This is a genomic window from Marnyiella aurantia, from assembly GCF_014041915.1.
In the GTDB taxonomy this organism is placed as follows: domain Bacteria; phylum Bacteroidota; class Bacteroidia; order Flavobacteriales; family Weeksellaceae; genus Marnyiella; species Marnyiella aurantia.
The window spans coordinates 930400-955959 of sequence record NZ_CP059472.1 but is presented as its reverse complement, the minus strand read 5'-3'; the positions used below and the strand labels follow the sequence as shown (position 1 = coordinate 955959).

The following is a 25560-nucleotide window of genomic DNA, read 5'->3' as shown; positions in this document are numbered from 1 at the left end:
TTCTTACTTAACCACAGAGAACACAGCGCTTATACAGAGTACACAGAGTATAATTCAAAATACATAATTCAAAATTCAAAATCTAAAATCTGACATCTTTAATCTAACCTATTAACTCTGTCTGATCTCCTTATCCACTTTCAGCTACCCGCTACTCACTGCGAAGTGCCTCAATAGGCTTAATTTTAACAGCTCGCTGTGCAGGGATCATACCGACTATAAGACCCAGGGTCACCATAATGCTCATTGCTGCAAAAACATTCCCATAATCTACTGTGGGATTGTAAAACGGGATATCTTCCTGGTTCCGTGTGATCATATCGAGAATCATCAACAGTAGAATTCCGAATATAAACCCAAGTATTCCGGAAGTGAGGGTAATTACCACGCTTTCCAGCAGGATCTGGTTACGGACCTCGGCCGGTTTTGCACCGATCGCCCGTCGGATCCCTATTTCCTTAGTTCTTTCCTTTACAGTGATAAGCAGGATGTTGGAGATGGCAATTACTCCCGCCAGAATGGTAAGCGTACCAACAACTATGGTGAGCAGCTGCATCCCGTCCAGGAAGCCGGTAAGTTTTTTAAATTCCTTGCCCAGATTAAAACTGCCGAAAGCGTTCGTATCTTCCGGCGATACGTTGTATTTCTGCTTCAAAACATCCTTTACTTTGTTTTCTACAATTGCAACATCTGCATCAGGCTTGCTCACAATGGAGAAGACATCTACTTTATCGCCGGCATTGAACATTTTCATGTAAGTAGTAAGGGGGATATAGGCGGTTTGCGCATTTTCCATGGGACTGGCCCTTTTCACCGAAAATACACCGATGACATTAAAGAATGTTCCCCGCACATTAATGCTTTGGCCAATGGGATTTTCATTTTTCTTGTGGTCAAAAAAGTTTTTGTAAATTTCCTCACCTATGACAATCACGTTTTTGTTAAGAGCCAGATCCGCATCATTCAGATACCTGCCGAAGAGCAGTTTTTTTTCAGAAATCTTATTGCCGATTGGTGAATCCCCGTTTAGAGAGTAAGTGCCGTTTTTGCCCGTTCGCGACATCAGTTCTCCCATACTTCCGAAACTTCCTCTGGAACTTTGCGGCGAAATATAATCTATCTCCGGAATCCGGGCGGTGAGTATTTCTATATCATTTCGGTCCAGCTCCATCTGGCGGCCTTTGGCAAAACCGGCGTACGGAATGTTCGTATTCTGTGCCCAAAGAAAAATACTGTTTGTGGCGAATCCGGAGAACAGTTTATCAAATCCATTCTCCATGCCTTTTGCGGCGCCCAGCAAAGATACGTACAGGAACATCCCCCAAGCCACACCAATCATGGTAAGGAAGGTTCGCAGCTTATTAGATCGAAGTGAATGATAGATCTCCTGCCAGGTGTCTTTTTTGAAAACGATATTCATCCGATACGGTGTTTCGACTTTTTTTTGTTATTGTACAAAGTATAATTTTCTAAGTACTGTTTCTGTAATATTATTCTGCTCTCAGGGCTTCAATAGGTTTTATTTTGCTCGCGCGGTACGAAGGTACAAAGCCGGCAATTAATCCGGCTAGGATCAGGCATACAAAAGCGACGATAATGAGGCCCCAACCTACACTCGGGTCTTTGATGAAATAAGCTTCCAGGCCGTCGCCGATAAGTTCGAGCGTAAGAACGCCCAAACCCACACCTATGAAACCCGAAATCACTGTAATGACAATACTTTCCTGAATGATCAGCGCAATAATGCTGTTGGGTTTGGCACCAATGGCTTTCCGTACACCAATTTCCTGGGTCCTTTCCTTTACGATGTAAACCATGATGTTGCTGATGCCGATGATGCCGGCCAGCAGGGTGCCCATGCCGATAAATCCCACTACAAGCGTCAGGATAAACAGGAACTGAAAACTGTTTTTGGTGTTTTCTGCATTGTTACGCACCCTGATGGCATTTTCATCATCGGGTGAGACTTTATGTCTGGCCTTGACCTGTTTTTCAATTTCCTCACCATACTCTATAGCCTGATCGGGTGTCAGGTTCTGGTTGTAGGTAAGCTGAATGGAGTTTACGGTATCAGAACCTTTTTTCATTTGCTGCAGCGTACTGATCGGGATGGTAATCATCCTTTCCTCAAAATCGCCGCCGCCTTCGTCAGAAAAAACGCCTATCACCTTGAACATGGTGCCGTTAATTTCCAGGTCCCTGCCAATAGGACTGCCGTCTTTTATAAGGTCGCGCTGTACCATCCGGCCTATAACGGCCACATTCTGCCTGCGCTGCAGGTCTCCCGGGCTTATATACCTGCCGTCCACCAATTGTCTGTTTTCAATAAATTTCTCGTCGCCGGTGGTACCGCTGATCTGATAGTTGCCGCTTTCACGGCCATACTTTACCATCATGCCCGTGCTGTATTTTGGGGCTGAGTATTCCACCTTGCCGGGATCTATGGCAATGATTTCATCATAATCATCGTTCTTGAAAACAACCTGCCTGTCCGACTGCAGTCCACCGTAAGCAACTGTTGTTTTCCCGGAAAATATAGCGATAAGGTTTTGGGCGTCGCGGGCAAAACCTTCGGTAAAGGCGTTTTTCAGTCCCGAACCGATGCCAAAGAGTACGATAAATATATACAGGCCCAACGCCACCGTAAAACCGGAGAGCACTGTTCTCAGTACATTGCTTCGTATGGAGGCGAATATTTCCTGCCAGCGGTCCAGATCAAACATGTTTATTAGAGGGGATTAGTTGTTGAGTGGTTAAGTAGTAAAATTGTTAAGTTGTTGAGTCGTAAGTTTGTAAAATCGTGAAGTTGTTTAGGCGTTCAATTGATTGGTAAGCTGCTATATTGGAAACTGGCAAATTATCAGATTTATGCGAGGACCCGCTGGGTGATGTACTCGTCGCTTTCAATAATGCCGTCTTTCAGGATTACATTTCTTTTCGTTTCGGCAGCAACGTCCGGCTCGTGGGTAACCACGATAATCGTTTTCCCCTCGCGGTTGATGTCCTGCAGCAGTTTCATAATATCGTAAGTAGTGTTACTGTCCAGTGCTCCCGTAGGTTCATCGGCCAGGATGATCTTGGGATCTGTAATCAGTGCGCGGGCTATAGCCACACGCTGCTTCTGTCCGCCGGAGAGTTCGTTAGGCAGGTGGTTGGCCCATTGTGCCAGACCTACTTTTTCCAGATATTCCATCGCTTTCAGGTTCCGTTCCTTTCGGTTCACATTCTGATAGTACAGCGGCAAGGCCACGTTTTCCAGGGCAGTTTTGTAGGCGATGAGGTTAAATGACTGAAATACAAAACCCAGAAAACGGCTTCGGTATTCCGCTGCTTTGACTTCGGAAAGGTCCTCAATTGGAATTCCGTCCAGGGTGTAAGTTCCGGAATCTTTTTCATCCAGAATACCAATGATGTTAAGCAGCGTAGATTTTCCCGAACCCGAGCTGCCCATAATGGAGACGAATTCGCCGGCACCGATTTCAAGGTTGATGCCCTTCAGGACGTGAAGTTTACTCTTGCCCGTATCATACGATTTATGGAGATTCTGAATACTTAACATATAACGGTTTGCTTGCTATATAAGTATCTGCAGGATCTTATTTGTTACAAAGCGCCCGTTTAAACGAATTCTGGAAGCTGTTTAATGTAGATCGCTTATTCCACTTGAAGAATTAAGAGTCTGTTTGATTTATGACATCTGATTTAGGCGAAGCGGAGCTATAAAAAGGCTGTAACATGCATCAGCAGACACTTCTGTGCTTTTGTGGAAAACTTTTACGTTTATACGTCAGCTATGCCTTTCACGGTAGGGAAGTATTATCTATTTTTGTTTTCGCCGCAAATCCTGTTGACTGTACCTTAATGACCTGACAGTCAGTTACATGGATAAACGGGTATTTATTATAATTACTATTTTTAACACGATATAAACTGAGTCACTTTATGGGGATTTTTGAAAAGAGAGTAAGTTATAAGCCATTTGAGTATCCGGAAGTACTGCAGTTTGTAGATGCGATCAACAAATCTTTCTGGGTGCATTCCGAAGTGGACTTTACTGCCGATGTGCAGGATTTCCAGTCGCAGCTGGAGCCACATGAAAAAAACGCTGTAAAAAATGCATTGCTGGCCATCGCGCAGATTGAGGTTTCGGTAAAGACTTTCTGGGGAAATCTGTATAACCATATGCCCAAGCCTGAGCTTAACGGCCTTGGTTCCACCTTTGCCGAGTGTGAGTTCCGCCACTCTGAAGCGTACTCGCGTCTGCTGGAAGTGTTGGGTTATAATGATGCGTTCACGCAGGTGATCGAGATTCCGGCCATTAAGAAAAGGATTGATTTCCTGAGCAATGTGCTAAAGCATGCCAATTCCACCACACCTAAAGAGTATGTGTCATCGCTGCTGCTGTTCAGCATACTGATTGAAAACGTTTCGCTGTTCTCGCAGTTTGCCATTATACTGTCTTTTACAAGATTTAAAGGATACATGAAAAATGTGTCCAATATAATAGCGTGGACTTCTGTGGATGAGCAGATCCATGCAAACGCAGGCATTTACCTCATCAACAAGATCCGTGAAGAGCAGCCGGAGCTGCTTACAGATTCTGATATCGACGATATTTACACGCTTGTCGATCATTCCATCCAGGTAGAAGAAGAGATCCTGGACTGGATCTTTGAGATGGGCGATCTAGATAATTTCAGTAAGGAAGACCTGCTGAACTTTATGAAGTTCCGTGTGGATGACAGCCTGAAGAAAATCAGCATGAAAACCCGTTATAACATCACTCCTGAACAGTTTAAGCCCATGGTTTGGTTTGAGGAGGAAGTCTTCGCGAACTCCATGGACGATTTCTTTGCCAAGAGACCGGTGGATTATACAAAACACGACAAGAGTATTACGGAGAACGATTTGTTTTAGGGATGGGTAAACCTTCAAGGTTTCGAAGAGTCAAGGCAAAAGTAAAAAGACAAATGTAAAAAGGTAAGGCGTAGCCAGGATTTCTGATTTTGATGAAAGAAGGAAGAGAAAAGAATAAAGATAAGGGGAGTGAAGACCTACGGTTTTTTAGTGTTCTCTTTGAAAATGTTAAACCTTGAAGGTTTAACAAAGTAACATGGAAATGAACTCGGAGCCGGAAGGAAGAGTTAAATGTTGACGCTGTGTTCTCTTTAGTTAGATTTCTGAGGAAATAATAAAGATTAAAGAACAAAGACTTCGGATGCCATGGCTTCGAACAGCTGATTTTCTGACATCTCAGGTTTTTATTAATAGTAAGTATATTGCCTAAAGCCTAAAGCCTAAAGCCTAAAGCGTATTCTTACAGCATTAAAAGAAAAACAATGATTAATATACAGGTAAAATATACGGTGAAACCGGAGTTTTCGGACACGAACCGAGAAAATATTGAACTCTTTTTGGAGTCTTTCCGGGAATTGGACCACACGAAATTCCGCTATCAGATCTTTGTGGAAGAGGACGGACTGACCTTTTGCCACCATTCGGCCTATCTGAATGAGGATATCCAGAAGCAACTCCTGGCTATGCCTTTATTCCTGGAATTTCAGCGTCAGCGCGACGCTAATTTGGCAGACACCCCGGAAATGAAGGTTCTGAAGTTTCAGGGAAGTGCCGGAAGTTTTGACAATGTTTTTGGGAATTTTGAGGATCCGGAGGGATAGGGTTAGAGCCAAGAGCCAAGAACCAAGGCAAAAGTAAAAAGTGAGGCGAGCGACATTTCCTAAACTTACATGGCTGTCATTGCGAGGAGCGGACGGAGGGAGCGACGTGGCAATCCCAAAGTAGGATCTGTTAAGAGGTTAGAAGGTTAGGAGGACAGAGCCAGGAACCCAGAGGCAGGAACCAGGATTTTGGATTTAGCTCTGTGCGCTCTGTGGTTAAATAAAACAGTGAACAGATCACCAGGCAAAGTAATAGCCCCGATCGCAGCGGCATCCTTTTTTGGTGACTGAGCGAAGCCGAAGTCACTAAAAAAGATACAGCGGAGAGCGGGCTGACAAATGAAAGACGGCAGTAAGCAAACTGCTTCAAAAAGATAGAAATTAGTAATAAATAAACAACGCGGGATTGCTTCGCTGCACTCGCAATGACGATGGAAGAACAAAAAAACGATATCTGGTGGCTCAATGAAGAGTCCGAACAAATGCTGAACCGCGGATACCTTTTGAAAGGTGAAACCGTGAAAGGCGCTATAGAACGTATAACCACTGCAGCGGCAAAAAGGCTCTATAAGCCCGAACTTCAACCCGCTTTTGAGGAAATGATCACCAAAGGGTGGATCAGTTTCTCATCACCGGTGTGGGCCAATATGGGTACGCAGCGCGGACTGCCGATTTCCTGTTTCAACGTGCATGTGCCCGACAATATTGAGGGCATCACCCATAAACTGGGCGAGGTGATTATGCAGACCAAGATTGGCGGAGGTACCTCCGGTTATTTCGGGGAGCTGCGTAACCGCGGTACTGCTGTTACTGACAACGGAAAATCGTCCGGAGCGGTTTCCTTTATGAAGCTTTACGATACTGCGATGGATGTGGTTTCCCAAGGCGGCGTTCGGAGAGGTGCTTTTGCGGCCTATCTTGATGTAGACCATGGCGATATTGAGGAATTTCTGTCCATCAAAGACATTGGAAGCCCGATCCAGAACCTCTTTACGGGTATCTGTGTACCGGATTACTGGATGCAGGACATGATAGACGGCGATATGGACAAGCGCAAGATCTGGGCACGTGTGCTGGAAAGCCGCCAGCAAAAAGGTCTGCCCTACATTCTGTTCTCCGATAATGTGAACCGGAACAAACCGCAGGTCTACAAGGATTTGGGCATGACGATTAACGCCAGTAACCTCTGCTCCGAGATTATGCTGCCTTCCAGTGAGGAGGAATCTTTCATCTGCTGCCTTTCTTCAATGAACCTGGAGCTGTATGATGAATGGAAGGATACCAACGCTGTAAAACTGGCCATTTACTTCCTGGATGCTGTACTTTCCGAATTCATTGAGAAAACGGAAGGCAACTATTATCTTACCGGTGCCAGAAACTTCGCGTTGAGACATAGAGCTCTGGGATTAGGTGTTCTGGGTTATCACTCTTACCTTCAGAAAAATATGATTCCGTTCGAAAGTTTCGAAGCTACTCAGTTCAATGCACGGGCTTTCAAACAGATTAAGGAACAGTCCCTGCAGGCATCGCAGGAGTTGGCCAATATTTACGGTGAGCCAGAAATCCTGAAAGGCTACGGCATGCGTAATACCACTACAATGGCTATCGCGCCTACGACTTCCAGTTCCGCAATTCTGGGTCAGACTTCTCCGGGAATCGAGCCGTTTGCGTCCAATTACTATAAGGCCGGACTTGCCAAAGGTAATTTCATGCGTAAGAACAAGTACCTGGCGAAGCTGCTTCAGGAGAAAGGAATTGACAATGAGGAAACATGGAGAACAATTATGCTGAACCATGGTTCTGTGCAACATCTGGCTGAGCTTACCGACGAGGAAAAAGCGGTGTTCAAAACCTTCCGAGAGATTTCTCCGATGGAAATTATCTCGCAGGCGGCGCAGCGTCAGCAGTATATCGATCAGGCACAGTCGCTGAACCTTCAGATCCCGTCTACAATGCCGGTGAAGGATGTGAACTATCTCTATATTGAAGCCTGGAAGAAAGGTGTTAAGACCCTGTACTACCAGAGAAGTTCTTCGGTTTCGAAGGAGATGATGGTGAATTTTGTGACGTGCTCATCGTGTGAGGCGTAAACAGAGACAGGAGATTGAGAGACTTGAGATAAGAGACAAGATTTCAGATGTCAGATTTGAAATTAGAGGAAAGAGAAAAGATGTTAGATTTCAGATATCAGATTTTGGATTATGAATTAAACTCTGTGTGCTCTGTAAAAGCTCTGTGTTCTCTGTGGTTGGATTAGAGAAAAGAATCAAGAGCCAAGAACCAAGATTTCTAATCTTGAGGAAAGAGAAAAGAGGAAAGAAAAAAGATAAGGCCGCGGAGATTTTTTGCGGCTTTCTTTGTGTCCTTTGTGGCAGATCTTTGCGTTCCTTGTGGTTAAGAGACAGGAGACAGGAGACAGGAGCCAAGAGACAGGAGACAGGAGCCAAGATTTAAATTTTGGATTATGAATTATGGATTTTGAATTAAGCTCTATGTGCACTTTGAAAGCTTTGTGTTCCTTGTGGTTAAGAGCCAGGAGCCAGGAGCCAGGAGCCAAGAGTCAAGATTTGAATTTTGGATTATGAATTTTTTTCTGTGATCTCCGTATAAGCTCTGTGTTCTCTGTGGTTAGGTAAAACCAGAAACCAGTAACCTAGAGCCAAAAGCTTTTTAAGCTGGGCAAAAATCAATGGACAAGTAAATGAAAAAACCGCAGAGAATTTCTGCGGTTTTTGTGTTTTGTACGGTGGGTTTTTCAGGTCCTGTTTTACATTAGAGCAGAGGCCACCAGCACTCCCTTTGGTAACCTATATGGTGACTGTAATTGCGGTAATTTCTTAGGCCAGAAACTCTATTTCTTTGTCCTTGAAATCAGTTCCGTCAACTAATTTGCCCATCGTCTTGATCATCTTGCGGCGGAGTTTGGCAAGTTTACGGACATTCTTGTCCTCGCTGTAATCAAAGATGCTGTCCTCAAATGAGAAGGTATCGCCTTTTTCGAAGGTAATATCATTTTTCTTCAACTCCTTCAGCAGCATCAGGTTCGTCATTGTTTCAAGCAATTCATGTTCCGTAAAGGCCAGTGTTTTAAGAGATTTAATAAGCTCCTTTTTGTATTTCTTTTTGAATTTCATCTGTAATTTTAAGTTAGTAAAGATATTCAATTTTTTTGGACTGCGAAGGCAGGAGTTCGGTGATTGAGTGATTGAGTGATTGAGTGGTTGGGAGTGGTGGTGTTAGGAGGTTAAGGTTAGGAGGAAAGAGGGTATAAAAAGTCAGGTGTATTCTTTTCGTCTTTCTTCTTTGCTCTTTCCCCTTGTTCTTTGTCCTTTCCTCGCCCTTCATTTCCACCATCGCGAAATTTTGCGTAAATTTGGAAAAAAGATTGAGGAGATCATCAAGCTATATAGCTGAGTTAAAGTTCGGTATGTTTGCCCTTTAGGAATACATCTTCATAACCTGAAATCTTTTATTGACACAGTTTAAAATTTAAAATTATTATAATGCAAGACCCAATTTTTGACCTCATTGAACAGGAAAGAAAAAGACAGACCCACGGAATAGAACTTATCGCCTCGGAAAATTTTGTTTCCGATAATGTGATGAAGGCTATGGGAAGTGTGCTTACCAACAAATATGCGGAAGGTTACCCGGGAAAGAGATATTATGGGGGATGTGAGGTTGTAGATGAGGTGGAGAACCTGGCTATTTCGAGAGCGAAGGAACTTTTTGGGGTGGATTATGTAAACGTGCAGCCACACTCCGGTTCGCAGGCTAATGCCGCTGTGTACCTGGCCGTTCTTAAACCGGGTGATTCCATCCTGGGACTGGACCTGTCAATGGGCGGTCACCTTACCCACGGAAGTTTTGTAAATTTTTCTGGTATACAGTATAACGCGAATTTCTACGGAGTGAACCGTGAGGACGGTCTTATTGATTACGATGCCATGCGTCAGAAAGCTCTGGAAGTAAAGCCAAAGATGATCATCGCAGGTTTTTCAGCCTACTCCCGCGACCTTGATTATAAGAAATTCCGCGAAGTTGCAGATGAGGTTGGCGCCACACTTTGGGCAGATATTGCACACCCGGCAGGACTAATTGCCAAAGGTTTACTGAACAGTCCTTTTGAACACTGTCACGTAGTGACCACGACTACCCACAAAACCCTGCGCGGGCCGCGTGGCGGACTTATTATGATGGGTAAAGATTACGAAAATACTTACGGACATAAAACACCTAAGGGGGAAACTAAAATGATGAGTGCCGTTCTGGACAGTGCTGTATTCCCCGGAACCCAGGGTGGACCTTTGGAGCATGTTATCGCTGCCAAAGCTGTTGCGTTCGGTGAAGCCCTTGATCCAAAATTCGAGGTGTACACAAAACAGGTAGTTGCCAATGCAAAGGCTCTTGCAAAAGCTATGATTGCCAACGGATTTGATATTGTAAGCGGAGGTACGGACAACCATCTTATGCTTGTAGACCTTAGAAATAAGAATGTTAACGGTAAGGAAACCGAAAAAGCATTGGTAAAGGCAGATATTACCTGCAATAAAAATATGGTTCCTTTTGATGATAAATCTGCGTTTACCACTTCAGGAATCCGTTTGGGTACTGCAGCTATCACCACCCGCGGAATGAAGGAAGAGGATATGGAAACCATTGCCAAACTTATCAATGATGTTGTAATGAACCTGAAGGATGAGGAGGTGATTTCCAGAGTCCGTAAGGAAGTTAATGAGCTGATGGATTCAAGACCGTTGTTTCAGTACTAATGTTGAGGTTAAGGTTGAGGCTGAGTTGAGGTTAAGGTTAAGGTTAAGCGGAGCGATCAACAGTTCATCCTTAGTTTTCATTTTAACCTCAAACCCTGCACTCAGCGGAGCTGTAATCTGAAGTTCAACCTAATACTTAAGCTTAACCTCATCTTATGTTCACTGATTTCACACAGATGCCCGTCTGGAAGAATGCAATGGAAATCGCGATTGAGGTTTACGATATTTCAGAGTCGTTACCGCGAAGGGAAGATTATGCGCTGACTTCCCAGATTCGCAGGTCAGCTGAAAGTATTTCTGCAAATATTTCAGAAGGATTTGGTCGCGGCGGTGATAAGGAGAAATCGCAGTTTTATAAGATTGCCAGAGGTTCAGCAATGAAACCAAAAGCCATCTACTGTATGGGAGCCGGGTACACTATTTCGACGTACAAAAAACGGAAAGCGTAATTTCAATGCTGGATTCAGTAATTTTTGAGCCCAATAAAATCATTAAAACGCTGGATAACAAGAGGGTAAAGTAAAAATAGGTTGAAGTTAAGGCTGAGGGTAAGGGTGAGGCGTAGGTTAGGGCTAAGGTTGAATTTGAGCAGTTTGGATGTAGATTTCCCCATTGTAATTTCATCTTGTCTTGGGCAGCGATAACGGTTTCTGTTTCAATATCACACCACCCTCAATAGTCGTAACCCACTTAACCTTAATCTTAACCTTTACCTGCATGCAACATAAATCCTATACATTTTCGGAGATTAAACAGAAGATGGTAAACTACTGCGTTTATCAGGACAGGTGCCATCAGGAGGTAGAGCAGAAGATGCGCGACTTTCTTCTAATTCCGGAGGCTAAGGAAGAGATTCTGCTTTATCTTATGGAGGAGAATTATCTTAATGAAGAACGTTTTGCACGAAGCTACATCCGCGGTAAGTTTTATATAAAATCCTGGGGAAGGAACAAGATTCTGAACCACCTCAAATTCAAAGGGGTGCCCGAGAAACTGGTGCGCAGCTGCTTCGATGAGATTCATCCTGAGGATTATGAGAAGACCCTGCGAAAAATCTATGATTCATATTTTGAAAAGCAAACCGGCAAGGAATACCAGCGCAAATCCAAAACAGTAAAATATCTCATGGGACGTGGGTTTGAGTACGGTGAGATTTTGGAGGTGGTTGGGGAGTCGTAAAGCTGTTGAGTTGTAAAGTTGTAAAGTCGTAAAGCTGTTGAGGTGTAAATTTCCTGTAAAACTTTTTGAGCACAGGGGTTTTAACCACAAAGAGCACAAAGTATTCACAAGGTGCACAAAGGGTTTCGAGGAGGAGAGCCAGGGCAAAAGGAAAAAGGAGGAAAGATGAAAGAGCAAAGATGCTAGATATCAGACATGAGATTTTAGACGTTAGATTCCAGATATCAGATATCAGACTTTTTTAGAACCAAGAACCAGGAAGCAAGATCTAACCACAAAGGTTATTTTAAGGAACACAAAGGGGTTTTGAGGGGAGAAGAGCCAAGGCAAAAGTAAAAAGTAAAAAGTGGGTTTAAATTTACCACGGAGGCACAGAGGAGGCGCAGAGGGAACGGAGGAAGAGCCACGGCAAAAGGGAAAAGGAAAAAGTGCTTCCGACGGTGTCCGAAGAGACCCCTGCGGGACGTAAGAGCCAGGGCAAAAGTAAAAAGTAAAAAGTGGGTTTAAATTTACCACGGAGGCACAGAGGAGGCGCAGAGGGAACGGAGGAATTACGAAGCAGATTCTTGTTTGTTGCTTTTAATCACGGATTTTTTTAACCACAAAGAGCACAATTTTTTTTTAAGGAACACAAAGGGGCTTCGAGGGGAGAAGAGCCAGGGCAAAAGTAAAAAGTAAAAAGTAAAAAGTGGGTTTAATTTTACCACGGAGATACGGAGGAGGCGCAGAGGAATCGGAGAAAGAGATAAGGCAAAAGGAAAAAGGAGGAAAGAGCAAAGAGCCAAGATGCTAGATATCAGATTTTAGACGTTAGATATCAGATATCAGATTTCAGACTTTTTTAGAATCAAGAACCAAGAACCAGGAGCAAGGTTTCAGATTATAGATTTGAATTAGCGCTGTGTGCTCTGTAAATCCCGATTTAACCGAAATTGTAGAACTTATACTGTTAAAATATGTTAAAACATTTCCTTGTTATAGGAAAGTAATATATAGAAATAATTAATTAAATATTTATATTATTCGAAAGGCAATTTTATAGAATTTTTAGCACCAAACTGTCTGTTTAGGAGGTTGAAAAACTTGTGTTAAAATAAATTCTGCACTTCTCTACAGGTTCTTTTTTCAATTTTTTAAAGGCGAAGATGACAGTTCGGATACGACCGGAACTGTTATGGTTGGCATTATAATGGGATTATTCCTCAATTTAAGGTGGATTAACTGCATATTGCATAATTGCATTGTCGACACAGAATTAGCTTTTGTATTAAACATATTTTAATTATTACGTATTATGTAGCGTTGATATTTAACATAAATAATTTGTGATTGCTTAAATGCTATATTAATTTAGCAAAACCAAAACAATCAAAAATTATTATTATGAACAACAGAAGAAATTACGGTAATGAAGACAACTGGTCTTCACGCGGTGGAAACGAAAATCAGAGGAACGAGAATTATGATAGTCGCAGCTCCCATGCTGGGGGGAACGGTTCGCAGCGAAACTCTGGAAATGAGAGCTATTATGAAGGCAGTGGCTTTGGACAGGAGAACCGGCACGGTGCACAGGAAGGGCGCCACAATGACCGCTATTCCAATGACTGGGACAATAACGACAATTCCTACGACAGAGGAAACAGGGGGATGTCGGGTGAGTCCAGCGGGATGAACCGCGGATTCGGACGGTCGGAAAGCGACTGGGATGATGAGTCCAGATGGGGGAACCAAGGTTTAAACTACGGCGGTGGCTCAGAAAACAGCCGCTATTCCAACAGTGGAGGTAACCGTGGCAGAAATAATCAAAATGACTACGGCCGTGATCAGTGGGGTTCCGGCAGAGGCGGTTCGCACGGCAGTGACGACAATAACAGGTACGGTTCGCAGGGAAATTTTGACAGCGGGCGGCAAAGTTCCGGTGGCGGATACGGCGACTCCCGAAATCAGGACTACCGCAACTCTGGGTCACAAGACGACTGGGATTATGGCAGGGGCGGCTCACAGGAAGGCGGTCATGCGCATTTCGGAGGTGCACACGGCGGAAGCCGCGGAAGCGACAGTTTCGACAGGCACCATGACTCTCAGTACGGCAGTTCCTACGGAGACCGCAGGGGACGTGGCGGCAATGAAATGTATGGAAGCGAAGGATACAGCAGCGGCAGATCCGGCAGTGACGGTTCCTACGAACGGCAGCAGGGCAACCGTGGTGGTCAAGGTTCGCAGTCCTGGCAGTCCGGCCGGGGCGGGTCCGGCGGCAGCAATGCCTCCAGCAATGAGTATTCCGGTAACCGCGGTGGCTGGGGTTCGGAGCATGACCAGTCTTCATCGCGTGGATCTTCTGAGAACTGGTCGGACCGAGGCAATACGGGCGGATACGGCGGCTCGCAGGAAAGGTCAGGACGCCGGGGTGGATTCGGAAGCCGGAGCAATGAGAACGGAAATAACAACAGCAGCCGTCATTAACTATATCTGGCCGGCTGCGTGAGCAAGCCCGCCTTTTTTCATTAAAATTACTACAATGAGCAATACAAATCAAAAAGACAGGCTATCGGGAACTACTCCTGCCGAAACGTCGGCGGAATCCGCTAATAAAGATGAGCAGACTACCAGTTCAGAAAGCAATAAGACGCAGCATGAGGAAAAACAGGATGGCAGCAACAGTACATCATCTGCATCAGCTTTAGAGACAGAAAAAGACGGTCCTCTTTATAAGTTCTTCACCAATGGGCTGAAGGATATTTATTTTGCTGAAAAGGAAATCAAAGAGGCTCTGAAGAAAATGCAGGAAGCTGCTACCACCGAAGAGCTGAAGGAGGCCTTTGAAGATCATGAACTGCAGACTATGAAACATATTTCACGTCTGGAGAAGGTTTTCCGCTTGATGGGTGAAGATCCTGAAGCGAAGAAGTGTGAAGCCATACTGGGCATTCTGCGTGAGGGTGAAACCGTAACAGAAGAGACCGAAGAGGGAAGTATGACACGTGACGCGGCATTAATCATTGCTGCCCAGAAAGTTGAACATTACGAAATAGCCAGTTATGGTGGCCTGGCGGCACTTGCCGAGACGCTGGGGCTGAGTGATGCTTCCAACCTTTTACATAGAACACTGGAAGAGGAGGAAAGGACGGACCATACACTTACCGACATAGCTGAAAGCTTTATCAATTTCGCCGCAAAAGAGGATGATAATGAGGTGCAAGAAAGCGGCTCCCGCCACAAAGGCAGCAGGCAGACAGCGGGTTATTGAATTTAATTTAGATAATTGATTAAGCAGGGACTTCGGAAGGAGTTCCTGCTTTTTTGATTTCAGATATGGTTGGATGAAAGATCAAAGAAGCTATTCATCAGATATCAGATTTCAGACTTTTATTTAGAGGCGAAAAGCAGGATTTTGAATTTTGGATGTTGAATTTTGAATTATGGATTCTTCCTAGTGTACGTGGGGTCATCTTTGTGTGCCTTGTGGTTGGATTAGATGGTGGATATCAGACATGAGATTTTAGACGTTAGATATCAGATATCAGACTTTTTTTTAGAACCAGGAACCAAGATTCAGATTATAGATTTGAATTTAGCGCTGTGTGCTCTGTAAAACCACTGTGTGCTCCGTGGTTATATAACCCCGAAGGGGTGTTATTTTTATAAATTAAGGAAACTCCGATGATTAAGAACCCGACGGGATGATATTATAATTGCCCGGTTGCAGGGATTTTTAACCACAAATAGCACGAATTTTCACAAGGTGCACGAAGAAGAGGGGAGAAGAGCCAAGGCTATAGGAAAAAGGAGAAAAGATGAAAGAGCAAAGATGCTAGATATCAGACAGGAGATTTCAGACTTTTTTAGAACTAAGAACCAGGAAGCAAGATCTAACCACAGAGTTTACAAAGGTTATTTTAAGGAACACAAAGGGGTTTTGAGGGGAGAAGAGCCAGGGCAAAAGGAAAAAGGAGGAAAGATGAAAGAGCAAAGATGCTAGATATCAGACATGGTATTTTAGACGTTAGATTTCAGATATCAGATTCCAGACTTATTTTAGAACCAAGAACCAAGAACCAGGAAGCAAGATTTCAGATTATAGATTTGAATTAGCGCTGTGTGCTCTGTAAAACCACTGTGTGCTCCGTGGTTAGATAACCCCGAAGGGGTGTTATTTTATAAATTAAGGAAAATCCGATGATTAAGAACCCCGACGGGATGATATTATAATTACCCGGTTGCAGAGATTTTTAACCACAAAGAGCACGAAGGTTTTCAAAAGGCACAAAGGGTTTTGAGGGGAGAAGAGCCAGGGCAAAAGTAAAAAGTAAAAAGTGGTTTAATTTTACCACGGAGGAAGGGAGGAGGCGCAGAGGGAACGGAGGAATTGCGAACCGGATTCCTGTGTGTTGCTTTTTTTGCTTCCGTTTTTAATAGGAATGAGCCCACCTTGCTTAAGGCAAGGTTTATCTACGCAAAATATTCGAGGCCGTATTCCCCGGAACGGAACCCGGTCCATGGGCAATGTCAGAAATTAAGTTGTGCCGGTTTGCGAATGCTGTTGAAAAATTATACTGTACCTTTGCAGCAATGCCAAGACGGGGACTATACAAGACCATTTGCCGCCAGCTTATACTGTTGGGCTTCCTTATTTTTGCCAGCAGTCCGTGTTCCGTAAAAGAGGTCTTGCTCAATACAGCAAATTCCGAATATGCCAGACCGCTGAGTAACACAAAGGCCACCGTTCCTGGTGGTTACTGCGTGTATTTCCCGGGTGATCTTCTACCAACTTCGGCTGTTTCTAAATCCAAAGCAAAATCTCAGGACCAACTCTCTGATTTTGTATTCAATCAATCTTTTGAGGTATTTTCACCCACGGTTTATAACCGGTACTCAAATATATTTTCAGGTGACAGTCCACCCCGATATATTTTATACAAACGTCTTAAAATTTATACAGCATAGGGTTATTCTTACACGCTGCTAATTTTTTACGTTTAATAAAATATAACATTCAATGAAAATTTATACTGAAAGTACGGCCACTCCGGCTGGACTTATTACATTATCCCTGCGGTGGGTTATAGGCTGGACTTATTTCTCGGCATTCTGGCGACGCTTGATTTTAGATAATAAACTTATACCCGATGAGGCAGGTTATATAGGAGAAAAGTTTAACCATTTTCTGCCCAACGCGCTGGGCATCAAACCTATAATTGAATATCTGGTGTCTCACCCTGATGCTTTGCAAACCTCAATGGTTGTCTTTACAATGATTGAAGCGATTGTGGGCTTGCTGCTGATATTAGGGCTGTTTACACGGCTGATGAGTATTGGTGTCTTCTTTCTTGCTCTGGGAATTCTGCTCGGTTCGGGTTGGTTAGGAACCACCTGTCTGGACGAGTGGCAAATCGGAGTACTCGGGATCGCAAGCGGTTTTGTTCTTTTTCTGTCGGGCAGCGACCACTATTCACTGGACCGTATTCTAATTAACAGATCTGTTAGCTTTACAAACAGGAAATGGTTTGCTTTCCTGGGTTCGGGCCGGCTTCCTGTAAAAAATACTGCGCCAAAAGTATTGGCTATGTCCCTCATTATATTCGGACTGACGCTCTTTACCAATCAGTATTTTCACGGTGGTGTATTTGGCACTCTTCATAATAAGTCTGTCCGACCTAAGGTTGAAATTTCCAATATACAGCAACATGGTGACCAACTCTCTTTTCAGCTGTTCCGGACCGAAGGTGCTGACGTATACGGTTCCTTTTTGATTGCTATACAAATTGTGGACGGCAATGGTCACACCGTTAAAGACATGGATCAAAATCAATTAGCTGAATTCCCAGCGGAAAACATCCGAAATTATTATGTGGCAAAGATTAAACCGGGGAAGCACAGTTTAATTTTACCTTTAGGTGCCAAGGCAGATCTCAGCATCAGCCTGTCCGGGCTTCCAATCGGAGATGACTATATGCTAAAGCTGGTTGACATCAGTGGTATTGAATGGTCTGTTCCTATTAAATAACGTTTCATCCTAACAAGAAGGCGGGCTGTCATTTGAGTATGACAGCCCGCTTTGTTATCAGTTCAACAAGTTTCAAATTTCAGTTCAGGACCCATACAGAGCAAAGATTTTAGATGATGGTGTTTGGCTGGCGGTTTAGTGGCCGGGAGAAATTTAAATGGTCAGCATACCGATTTATTCGTGATGCATTAAAACTTACAAGAACACATTATAGAGCGGTTATAAACAGAGTTCGATCCTTTAATTCATCATAATGGTTAATAGATTTATATAGTGAGCATATTTTCAAAAATTTGTTTGCCCATTTTTGACCAAAACAGCTTTGTTTTGAAAATAACGCAAAATATCTAGCAGATTAATGCTATTTTTGTCACAAACTAAATAATGATGTTATTAAATTTATTCCGTACACGTGAGAAAAATCTTATGTTTGGCGAAGATGAGTGGACCAAAATGGAATCCAAAAACAGTTATCTTCTTTCTTTGGACCTGGGCCGTCTCAGAATCCGAAACAGTACCCGTTTTGTTCTTTTTGTCCTACAGGGCAGCCGCTATGTTTTTCTGTCCGAAGGTTCCGAAATTGTTAAGGGAACCAACCTTCAGTATATATCCCATTTTCCCTTTGAAGGCAAAGTCCTTATCAAGTAACATCCATCTTCCTTCCGTAGCTACTTTGTCGGGTCTTCTCTTTGCAGCGTTTCCATCTCCACCTTTGCTGTAAATATCTGGCATTATGCATTTTCATTTTAACCACCAAAAAAATGTTTTCGGCACGAACCGGCATTCGGCATACTTTATATATCTTTGCATGAATTTACGTTTATGATGAAAAATAGTTTATATATTCTATTGCTCTTGCTGTTATTTAGTTCCTGCAAGCCAAAGGAGAACATGGTCTATATGGACACGGACCGTGCGCTAACGGAGCAGCAGGTTCAGCAGGCGGTTTTTGAGGGCTCCCGCCTTCAGACCGGTGATCTGCTTGATATTAAAGTGACTGCTTTCGATGAATATGCGGTGCGGCCTTTCAACCTGCACTCCATGAATCAGGTGAGCACGCCGGGGGAATCTCAAAACACTCAGGCTGCGCAAACGGCTCCGCAAGGCTACGTGATTGATAATGAAGGGTATCTTTCATTTCCGGTATTAGGACGAATTTTTGTAAAAGGCATGACTATGGCGCAGCTGCGTACCGATCTTGAGCAGCGTTTGAGGCAATACCTTTCGGACCCAATGGTTTCGATACGCCAACTCAATTTTAATATAACTGTTCTTGGTGAGGTAAAAAGTCCGGGCCAGTATACCAGCCCTACGGATAAGGTAACTGTGTTTCAGGCATTGGGCATGGCCGGAGACATGACTGATTTTGGTGACCGTACTAAAGTAAGGATTATCCGCCACGAGGATGGTGCTGATGCCACCTATGTGCTGGATTTTACCGATAAGAATATTACAGCATCACCTTACTACTATATGCAGCAGAATGATGTTCTGTATGTGGAACCCGATGACATCAAGAAAAAGTCTGCCAATGTAGATCCGAACCGTAATCTGGCCTTTCAGATAGGAGGTGTAGTTCTGGGTCTTGCTTCGATACTGATTACCTTATTACGATAACCGAATGGATTTAACAGAAAAACAAGAGCAGCGAAAAGACAGCGGCGAAATTAAAAGGCAGATTCAGCGCTATCTCCGCTGGTGGCCTCTATTTGTAATCAGTGTATTGCTGGGACTTACACTGGCGTGGATCTATTTACGCTACACCACGCCTCAGTATATGAGTAAGGCTTCGCTGTATGTAAAGAGTGATAACGGTAAGCAGGGTGGGCTGACAGGACTTTCGGATTTCCAGAACATGACACTGCCTTCCGGAATCATGAGTAACGAGGTGGATAATGAACTTTCGGTTATCAAATCAAAACCACTCCTTTATAATGTGGTGAAAGCATTGAAACTGGAGGTGAGACTGGTAAACGAAGGTAACGTAAAGGAAGCTGATCTTTATGAGAACAGTCCGGTTCAGGGAGAAATTAATTCGCTGAAGAACCAAAGGTCTTTCAGCAGTGCGACGTATACTGTTGAACCTGCAGGTACTGGGTTTGTTCTGAAAGCCGAGAAGAAAGAGTTTCGTGGTACTTTTGGTAAACCGCTCGTTTTGGATTTCGGTTCCATAACCCTACAAAGAAGGCAGGAAGTAGTATTCAATGCCCCTTTAAAACTTATTATTACCCATCCTAAACTGGTTGCAGACCAGCTGGAAGCTTCCATTGCAGTTGTCATTCCACAGAAAAAATCGTCAATTATGGAGCTGAGCCGTGTGGGTATCAAGCCTCAACGTTCCGAGGATATTCTTAATGAATTGATCCGTCAGTACAACGGCGACGCCATCAAAGATAAGAACGCTGAAGCAGTTGCGACTGCCAATTTCATTGATGAAAGGCTTGACCTGATTACCAAGGAACTGGGTGGTATTGAAAGCCGTAAGGAAAACTTCAAGGCTGCCAACAAAATTGCTGACCTTCAGGCACAGGCTGAGTTAAGTATGCAGAATGCCAGTGAGAACACAAAGAAGCTCATGGATATTGGAACTCAGCTGGAAATGGTTGATTCGGTACTCCGAATTGCCAATTCATCCAATAATGATCAGCTCCTTCCTACAAATGTTGGAATGCCATCCGGCCTGGACGGTGTGATTGAGGAATATAACCAGTTGGTACTTACACGCAACAGGACTCTCAGACAGGCAACACCTTCCAACCCGGCAGTACAGCAGTTCAACAGGGATATAAGTTCGATGAGGAATCTTATCAGGGATAATTTAAGAAAATCCCGTATGAGTCTGCAGGTTGCCAGAGGGCAGGTTCAAAATCAGATTAACGAGTCGGGAGTGGCTATCAGTAAATTTCCTCAGCAGGAAAGGGTATTCCGTGATATCGAAAGACAGCAAAACTTAAAAGAGGCCCTTTTTCTTTACCTTCTTCAGAAAAGAGAAGAAACATCTATCGCCCTTTCTGTAAATACTCCTAAAGCGAAAGTAGTTAATCCTGCTTACACGCTGGCTGCACCTGTAGCCCCTAAAACCAATACGATCTATTTGATTGCTGCACTTATCGCACTTGTAATTCCAGCGGCATTCCTTTATACTAAATTTGCTCTTGACACTTATATTCACAGCCGCCGCGACATCCGTCAGTTGTTGCCCGATATTCCGGTAGTGGGCGAGATTCCGCATGCGGACGATGGTGAGGGAGCCCTGGTAAAGCAGAATGACTTTACCTCATTTGCTGAATCCTTCAGGATTATGCTTACAAATATGAAGTTTGTACTGAGGAAACCGGAGCAGGACAAGGCCGCGGTAATTATGGTCTCATCTTCAGTAAAGGGCGAAGGTAAAACTACTATTGCTGTAAATACGGCTCTTTCGCTTGCCCAAAACCGCAAAGTACTTCTGATAGGAGCGGATATCCGTAATCCACAGTTCAAGAGATTTATGAATCTGTCCTCTGTGGGGCTGACCGATTTCCTGGCCTCTGATGATGTGAGTGCCGAAAGCTATATTGAGCAGTCTGCACTGAACCCGAAACTTGATGTAATCCCAAGCGGAAGTATTGCACCAAACCCGACAGAACTCCTAGCTGATCCGAAATTTGGAGTGGCTGTTGAAAGCCTTAAGGATCGCTACGATTATATCGTGATCGATACGGCTCCAATGCTGATGGTTAGTGATACCTTTAACCTCCTTGAATATATGGATCTGATGCTTTATGTAATGCGGGCTGAACATACAGACAGGGATATGCTTGAATTTGCAGACCAGATTCGCCGCGAGAATGCACAGGGAAGATTTGCAGTTATACTTAACGATGTGAAAGATATGCATTTAAGCTACGGTAATAAATATGGATACGGATATTATACTGAAGGTCCGCGTAGAAAAAAATGGTACCAATTTTTTTAAATTAATGAAAAGAATACTTATAACCGGTGGAGCCGGGTTCATTGGTTCCAATTTATGTGATTATTTTATTAGTAAAGGATACGAAGTTACCTGTTTAGATAATCTGTCCACTGGACACCTTCACAACATCTCAGAATTAGTTTTACACCCCTCCTTCACTTTTATTCAGGGTGATATTAGGGACTTAGAAACTTGCAAAAGGGCCTGTGAGGGAAAGGATTTTGTTTTACATCAAGCTGCTCTGGGTTCAGTTCCCAGATCAATCAACGATCCCATAACCAGTAATGATGTAAATGTCAGCGGTTTTTTAAATATGTTATGCAGCGCACGGGATGCTAAAATCAAACGATTTGTATATGCCGCCTCCTCATCCACATACGGTGATTCTAAAAGCCTTCCTAAAGTTGAAGATGTAATCGGAAAGCCCCTTTCCCCCTATGCAATAACCAAATATGTTAATGAACTCTATGCTGACATTTTTTCCAAAACATATGGATTAGAATGTATTGGTCTACGATATTTTAATGTTTTTGGTCGCAGACAGGATCCAAAAGGAGCATATGCGGCTGTGATTCCAAAATTTGTGATTCAACTGATGAATCACGAATCACCTACAATTAACGGCGGTGGCGATTACTCCCGCGACTTTACGTACATCGATAATGTAATCCAGATGAATGAACTGGCAATGCTGGCAAAAGATTCACACGCTATCAATACTGTTTATAACACTGCGGTAGGTGATCGAACAACAATATTAGAAATGACTGAGCTACTTAAGGAGTTTCTTGGAGAGTATGATCCTGCAATTAAACAGATCGACATTTTGCACGGTCCGGTGCGTCCTGGAGATGTCCCACACTCAAAAGCCAGCATTGATAAAGCTGCAGAATTATTAGGGTATGTGCCCAGTCACAATTTCGCCAAAGGTCTAAAAGAGGCAGTCAGCTGGTATTATGAAAATCTGAAGAGTACTTAAGGTATCCAAATTAATAATGAAAACACAAAAAGAAAAGAATGACGCATAAAGTAGCGGTTATCGGTCTTGGCTATGTCGGCCTGCCCCTTGCACGATTATTTGCAACCAGATATCCTGTAGTTGGTTTTGATATTAACTCGAAAAGAGTAGCAGAACTTAACAATGGATTTGATGAAACATTAGAAGTTTCGCCAGAACTACTACAATCCTCACTAATTAAAAAGCATCCGTTTGCAGCTGAGGAATCTACTGTTGGATTATTTTGTACAGATACTATCAATGATATCGCACAGGCAAATATCTATATTATAACTGTACCGACGCCTGTCGATAAAAATAACCGTCCTATCCTAACTCCACTTATAAAGGCAAGTGAAACTGTAGGCAAGGTGCTTAAAAAAGGAGATATTGTAATTTATGAATCTACTGTTTATCCCGGTGCTACAGAGGAAGATTGCATTCCGGTTGTTGAACGGGTAAGTGGAATGACGTACAATGTTGATTTCTTTGCCGGCTATTCTCCAGAAAGAATTAATCCAGGTGATAAGGAACATACTGTAGAAAAAATTTTAAAAGTGACATCGGGTTCTAATAAGGAGATTGGCGACATTGTCAATAATCTTTATGGAACTGTAATCACAGCAGGTACTCATCTTGCACCTACAATTAAAGTAGCCGAGGCTGCGAAGGTGATCGAAAACTCCCAACGAGATATTAATATTGCCTTTGTCAATGAATTAGCTAAGATTTTTAATCTCATGGATATTGATACCCACGCTGTATTAGAGGCCGCAGGTACAAAATGGAATTTTCTTCCTTTCAAGCCCGGTTTGGTCGGCGGTCACTGTATTGGGGTAGATCCCTATTATTTGGCTCAGAAAGCGCAGGAGTACGGTTATCACCCAGAAATTATTCTGGCTGGAAGAAGGATAAATGATTCGATGGGCGAATACGTGGCATCACAGGTTATCAAAACTATGATAAAGAAAGGTATTGAGATGCATGGAGCAGAAATTTTAATGCTCGGAGTAACATTTAAAGAGAATTGCCCGGATGTCCGAAATACACGAATCGTTGATGTTGTGAAGGCCTTGGAAAGTTACAGTATTTCCGTGGCAATATTTGATCCATGGGCCAATCCGGAAGAGGTTGCTCATGAATATGGACTGAAATGTACCCGAGAAATTCCATTGCAGCGTTATGACGCAATTGTTTTGGGGGTAGCACATCAAGAATTTACTAATCTGGATCTTAAGTCGCATCTGAAGCAAAAACATGTCATTTATGATGTAAAAGGCACGCTGGCCGAGAGCGATTCCCGATTATAAAAGATTGAATAACCCCATTGAAAACACACAGATGAAAATTCAGAATAAAGTATTACTTATTACCGGCGGTACGGGCTCTTTCGGGAGTGCAGTACTCAACCGTTTCCTTCATACGGACCATTTCCGCGAAATCCGGATTTTTTCCCGTGACGAAAAGAAGCAGGATGACATGCGCGTCCAGTATAAAAACGATAAAATAAAATATTATATAGGCGATGTCCGGGATTACGCAAGTGTAGAACCTGCGACCCGCGGTGTTGATTATGTCTTTCATGCGGCCGCCCTTAAGCAGGTTCCTTCCTGCGAATTCTTCCCAATGCAGGCAGTGAAAACCAATGTGGAGGGAACGCAGAATGTTATCAGAGCGTCTGCTGTTAATAAGGTGCAGAAGGTGATATGTTTGAGTACAGACAAAGCTGCATACCCGATCAATGCGATGGGGATTTCAAAAGCCATGATGGAGAAGGTAGCGGTTGCCGAGTCACGCAGCCTTACTGAAACTGTGGTTTGTCTTACACGCTACGGAAACGTTATGGGCTCCCGAGGTTCTGTTATTCCTCTTTTCCTTAACCAAATAAAGAAAGGTGAGAAAATCACGGTTACCGATCCCAATATGTCCAGGTTCTTTATGTCTCTGGAAGATGCGGTAGATCTGGTGCTTTTCGCTTTTGAAAATGCAAATCCCGGTGATCTCTTCGTGAACAAGGCACCTGCGGGTAAGATTGGTGATCTTGCACAGGCTCTGATGGAGCTTACAGGGAAGGAAGTTCCTGTGAAGGTAATCGGTACCAGACACGGAGAGAAACTTTATGAAACCCTCTGTACGCGCGAAGAAATGCTTCATGCCGAAGATATGGGAGACTTTTACCGGATTCCGGCCGATAACCGCGACCTTAATTACGCAAAATATTTTTCTGAAGGCGAACGCGATATTTCCAAAATAGAAGATTATCACTCCCACAACACAGAACAGCAGGGCGTGGAGGGACTGAAAAAGTTGATTTACACGCTGCCGCTTATACGTAAGGAAGTGTTTGGGGAGGATCCTGCTTTTTATGTGTAAGGGGTGATTGGTTGTTTGGTGCCCTGATAGCTATCGGGGGGTGAATGGTGATTGGAACTGGAAATCAATTAAATACAAGGAAAAATTAGTTAAAATATAAATGAACAGCCGTAAAGAGCAGCAAGAAACGCGTCTCCCGCAAACAGGCACCGGTGTACAATCTCCTGACAACGGCCCTGTGCAACCCACCCTCCTGAAAGGAAACCGCCACCAGGACCCGCGCGGTACCCTGCGGTATAACAATGATTTTTCACTTCCCGGCGTCCGAAGGGTGTATACCATTCAAAATGCAGATACCGATTTTGTACGCGCCTGGCAGGGGCACAGGATTGAGCAGCGCTGGTTTTCAGCTTTAACAGGCAGTTTTCTTATAAAACTGATTTGTGTAGACAACTGGGATAATCCATCGGCAGACTTAGAGCCATCAGAATTCCTGCTGGAGGCAGATACACTGGATGTACTGCATGTGCCACCCGGCTATATATCGTCCATCCAGGCCAGACAGGACAATGCCATGCTTCTGGTTTTTGCAGATTACGAGTTGGGCGTGAGCCAGGACGAACACAGGTTCCCGGCAGATTATTTTAACAAATGAGAAA

Annotated in this window: 22 protein-coding genes; 18 read left to right on the top strand and 4 right to left on the bottom strand. The window is 43.6% G+C overall.

Translation table 11 applies throughout. The annotated features are described in order from the left end of the window. Positions 1 to 151: 151 nt before the first annotated feature. The 3 genes from H1R16_RS04295 to H1R16_RS04285 form a co-directional block, all read right to left on the bottom strand. Complete coding sequence (locus H1R16_RS04295; RefSeq protein WP_181887578.1) at positions 152 to 1420, bottom strand: ABC transporter permease; 1269 nt, start codon at positions 1418 to 1420, stop codon at positions 152 to 154. 70 nt (positions 1421 to 1490) lie between these two features. Further along, positions 1491 to 2723: an ABC transporter permease gene (locus tag H1R16_RS04290; protein ID WP_181887577.1), complete on the bottom strand. Its 1233-nt coding sequence runs from the start codon at positions 2721 to 2723 to the stop codon at positions 1491 to 1493. 143 nt (positions 2724 to 2866) lie between these two features. Beyond that, the gene (locus H1R16_RS04285; protein ID WP_181887576.1) at positions 2867 to 3559 is read right to left on the bottom strand and encodes an ABC transporter ATP-binding protein; all 693 of its coding nucleotides are present in this window, start codon (positions 3557 to 3559) and stop codon (positions 2867 to 2869) included. A gap of 383 nt (positions 3560 to 3942) precedes the next feature. Here H1R16_RS04285 and H1R16_RS04280 point away from each other — a divergent pair, with 383 nt between their 5' ends. From H1R16_RS04280 to H1R16_RS04270, 3 genes are all read left to right on the top strand, one after another. After that, positions 3943 to 4917, top strand: a complete 975-nt coding sequence (locus H1R16_RS04280) for a ribonucleotide-diphosphate reductase subunit beta (protein ID WP_181887575.1) — start codon at positions 3943 to 3945, stop codon at positions 4915 to 4917. A gap of 422 nt (positions 4918 to 5339) precedes the next feature. After that, a complete protein-coding gene (locus H1R16_RS04275; protein WP_181887574.1) occupies positions 5340 to 5678 on the top strand; it encodes a hypothetical protein in 339 nt (112 codons plus the stop codon). 431 nt (positions 5679 to 6109) lie between these two features. Beyond that, on the top strand, positions 6110 to 7768 hold the full coding sequence (locus H1R16_RS04270) for a ribonucleoside-diphosphate reductase subunit alpha (protein WP_181887573.1): 1659 nt from the start codon (positions 6110 to 6112) through the stop codon (positions 7766 to 7768). A 747-nt stretch (positions 7769 to 8515) separates the two neighbouring features. Here H1R16_RS04270 and H1R16_RS04265 read toward each other — a convergent pair. Continuing rightward, positions 8516 to 8812, bottom strand: a complete 297-nt coding sequence (locus H1R16_RS04265; RefSeq protein WP_181887572.1) for a hypothetical protein — start codon at positions 8810 to 8812, stop codon at positions 8516 to 8518. 369 nt (positions 8813 to 9181) lie between these two features. On the opposite strand from H1R16_RS04265, the gene glyA reads away from it, so the two are divergent. The 15 genes from glyA (at position 9182) to H1R16_RS04190 (ending at position 25556) form a co-directional block, all read left to right on the top strand. Continuing rightward, positions 9182 to 10450: a serine hydroxymethyltransferase gene (glyA, locus tag H1R16_RS04260; RefSeq protein ID WP_181887571.1), complete on the top strand. Its 1269-nt coding sequence runs from the start codon at positions 9182 to 9184 to the stop codon at positions 10448 to 10450. Positions 10451 to 10605: 155 nt separating this feature from the next. Then, the gene (locus H1R16_RS04255; RefSeq protein WP_228451096.1) at positions 10606 to 10899 is read left to right on the top strand and encodes a four helix bundle protein; all 294 of its coding nucleotides are present in this window, start codon (positions 10606 to 10608) and stop codon (positions 10897 to 10899) included. A gap of 268 nt (positions 10900 to 11167) precedes the next feature. After that, complete coding sequence (locus tag H1R16_RS04250) at positions 11168 to 11629, top strand: regulatory protein RecX (RefSeq protein WP_181887570.1); 462 nt, start codon at positions 11168 to 11170, stop codon at positions 11627 to 11629. A gap of 1383 nt (positions 11630 to 13012) precedes the next feature. After that, a complete protein-coding gene (locus tag H1R16_RS04245) occupies positions 13013 to 14092 on the top strand; it encodes a hypothetical protein (RefSeq protein WP_181887569.1) in 1080 nt (359 codons plus the stop codon). 55 nt (positions 14093 to 14147) lie between these two features. After that, a complete protein-coding gene (locus H1R16_RS04240; RefSeq protein ID WP_181887568.1) occupies positions 14148 to 14876 on the top strand; it encodes a YciE/YciF ferroxidase family protein in 729 nt (242 codons plus the stop codon). Positions 14877 to 15371: 495 nt separating this feature from the next. Further along, the gene (locus H1R16_RS04235; RefSeq protein WP_181887567.1) at positions 15372 to 15608 is read left to right on the top strand and encodes a hypothetical protein; all 237 of its coding nucleotides are present in this window, start codon (positions 15372 to 15374) and stop codon (positions 15606 to 15608) included. A gap of 590 nt (positions 15609 to 16198) precedes the next feature. Continuing rightward, positions 16199 to 16573 carry a hypothetical protein gene (locus tag H1R16_RS04230; RefSeq protein ID WP_181887566.1) on the top strand — a complete coding sequence of 125 codons (375 nt, stop codon included), beginning with the start codon at positions 16199 to 16201 and terminating at the stop codon, positions 16571 to 16573. 52 nt (positions 16574 to 16625) lie between these two features. After that, positions 16626 to 17633: a TQO small subunit DoxD gene (locus tag H1R16_RS04225; RefSeq protein ID WP_181887565.1), complete on the top strand. Its 1008-nt coding sequence runs from the start codon at positions 16626 to 16628 to the stop codon at positions 17631 to 17633. A 384-nt stretch (positions 17634 to 18017) separates the two neighbouring features. Beyond that, positions 18018 to 18281 carry a hypothetical protein gene (locus H1R16_RS04220; protein ID WP_181887564.1) on the top strand — a complete coding sequence of 88 codons (264 nt, stop codon included), beginning with the start codon at positions 18018 to 18020 and terminating at the stop codon, positions 18279 to 18281. Positions 18282 to 18533: 252 nt separating this feature from the next. Next, entirely contained in the window at positions 18534 to 19250 is a 717-nt protein-coding gene (locus tag H1R16_RS04215; protein ID WP_228451095.1) for a polysaccharide biosynthesis/export family protein, read from the top strand. Between the two features lie 4 nt (positions 19251 to 19254). Then, positions 19255 to 21591 (top strand): GumC family protein, encoded by a 2337-nt coding sequence (locus tag H1R16_RS04210; RefSeq protein ID WP_181887562.1) that lies wholly within the window; start codon positions 19255 to 19257, stop codon positions 21589 to 21591. Positions 21592 to 21595: 4 nt separating this feature from the next. Beyond that, on the top strand, positions 21596 to 22570 hold the full coding sequence (locus tag H1R16_RS04205) for an SDR family oxidoreductase (protein ID WP_181887561.1): 975 nt from the start codon (positions 21596 to 21598) through the stop codon (positions 22568 to 22570). Positions 22571 to 22608: 38 nt separating this feature from the next. Then, entirely contained in the window at positions 22609 to 23898 is a 1290-nt protein-coding gene (locus tag H1R16_RS04200) for a nucleotide sugar dehydrogenase (protein WP_181887560.1), read from the top strand. A gap of 31 nt (positions 23899 to 23929) precedes the next feature. Beyond that, positions 23930 to 24961 (top strand): polysaccharide biosynthesis protein, encoded by a 1032-nt coding sequence (locus H1R16_RS04195; RefSeq protein WP_181887559.1) that lies wholly within the window; start codon positions 23930 to 23932, stop codon positions 24959 to 24961. A gap of 100 nt (positions 24962 to 25061) precedes the next feature. Beyond that, positions 25062 to 25556: a cupin domain-containing protein gene (locus tag H1R16_RS04190; RefSeq protein WP_228451094.1), complete on the top strand. Its 495-nt coding sequence runs from the start codon at positions 25062 to 25064 to the stop codon at positions 25554 to 25556. Positions 25557 to 25560 lie beyond the last annotated feature (4 nt).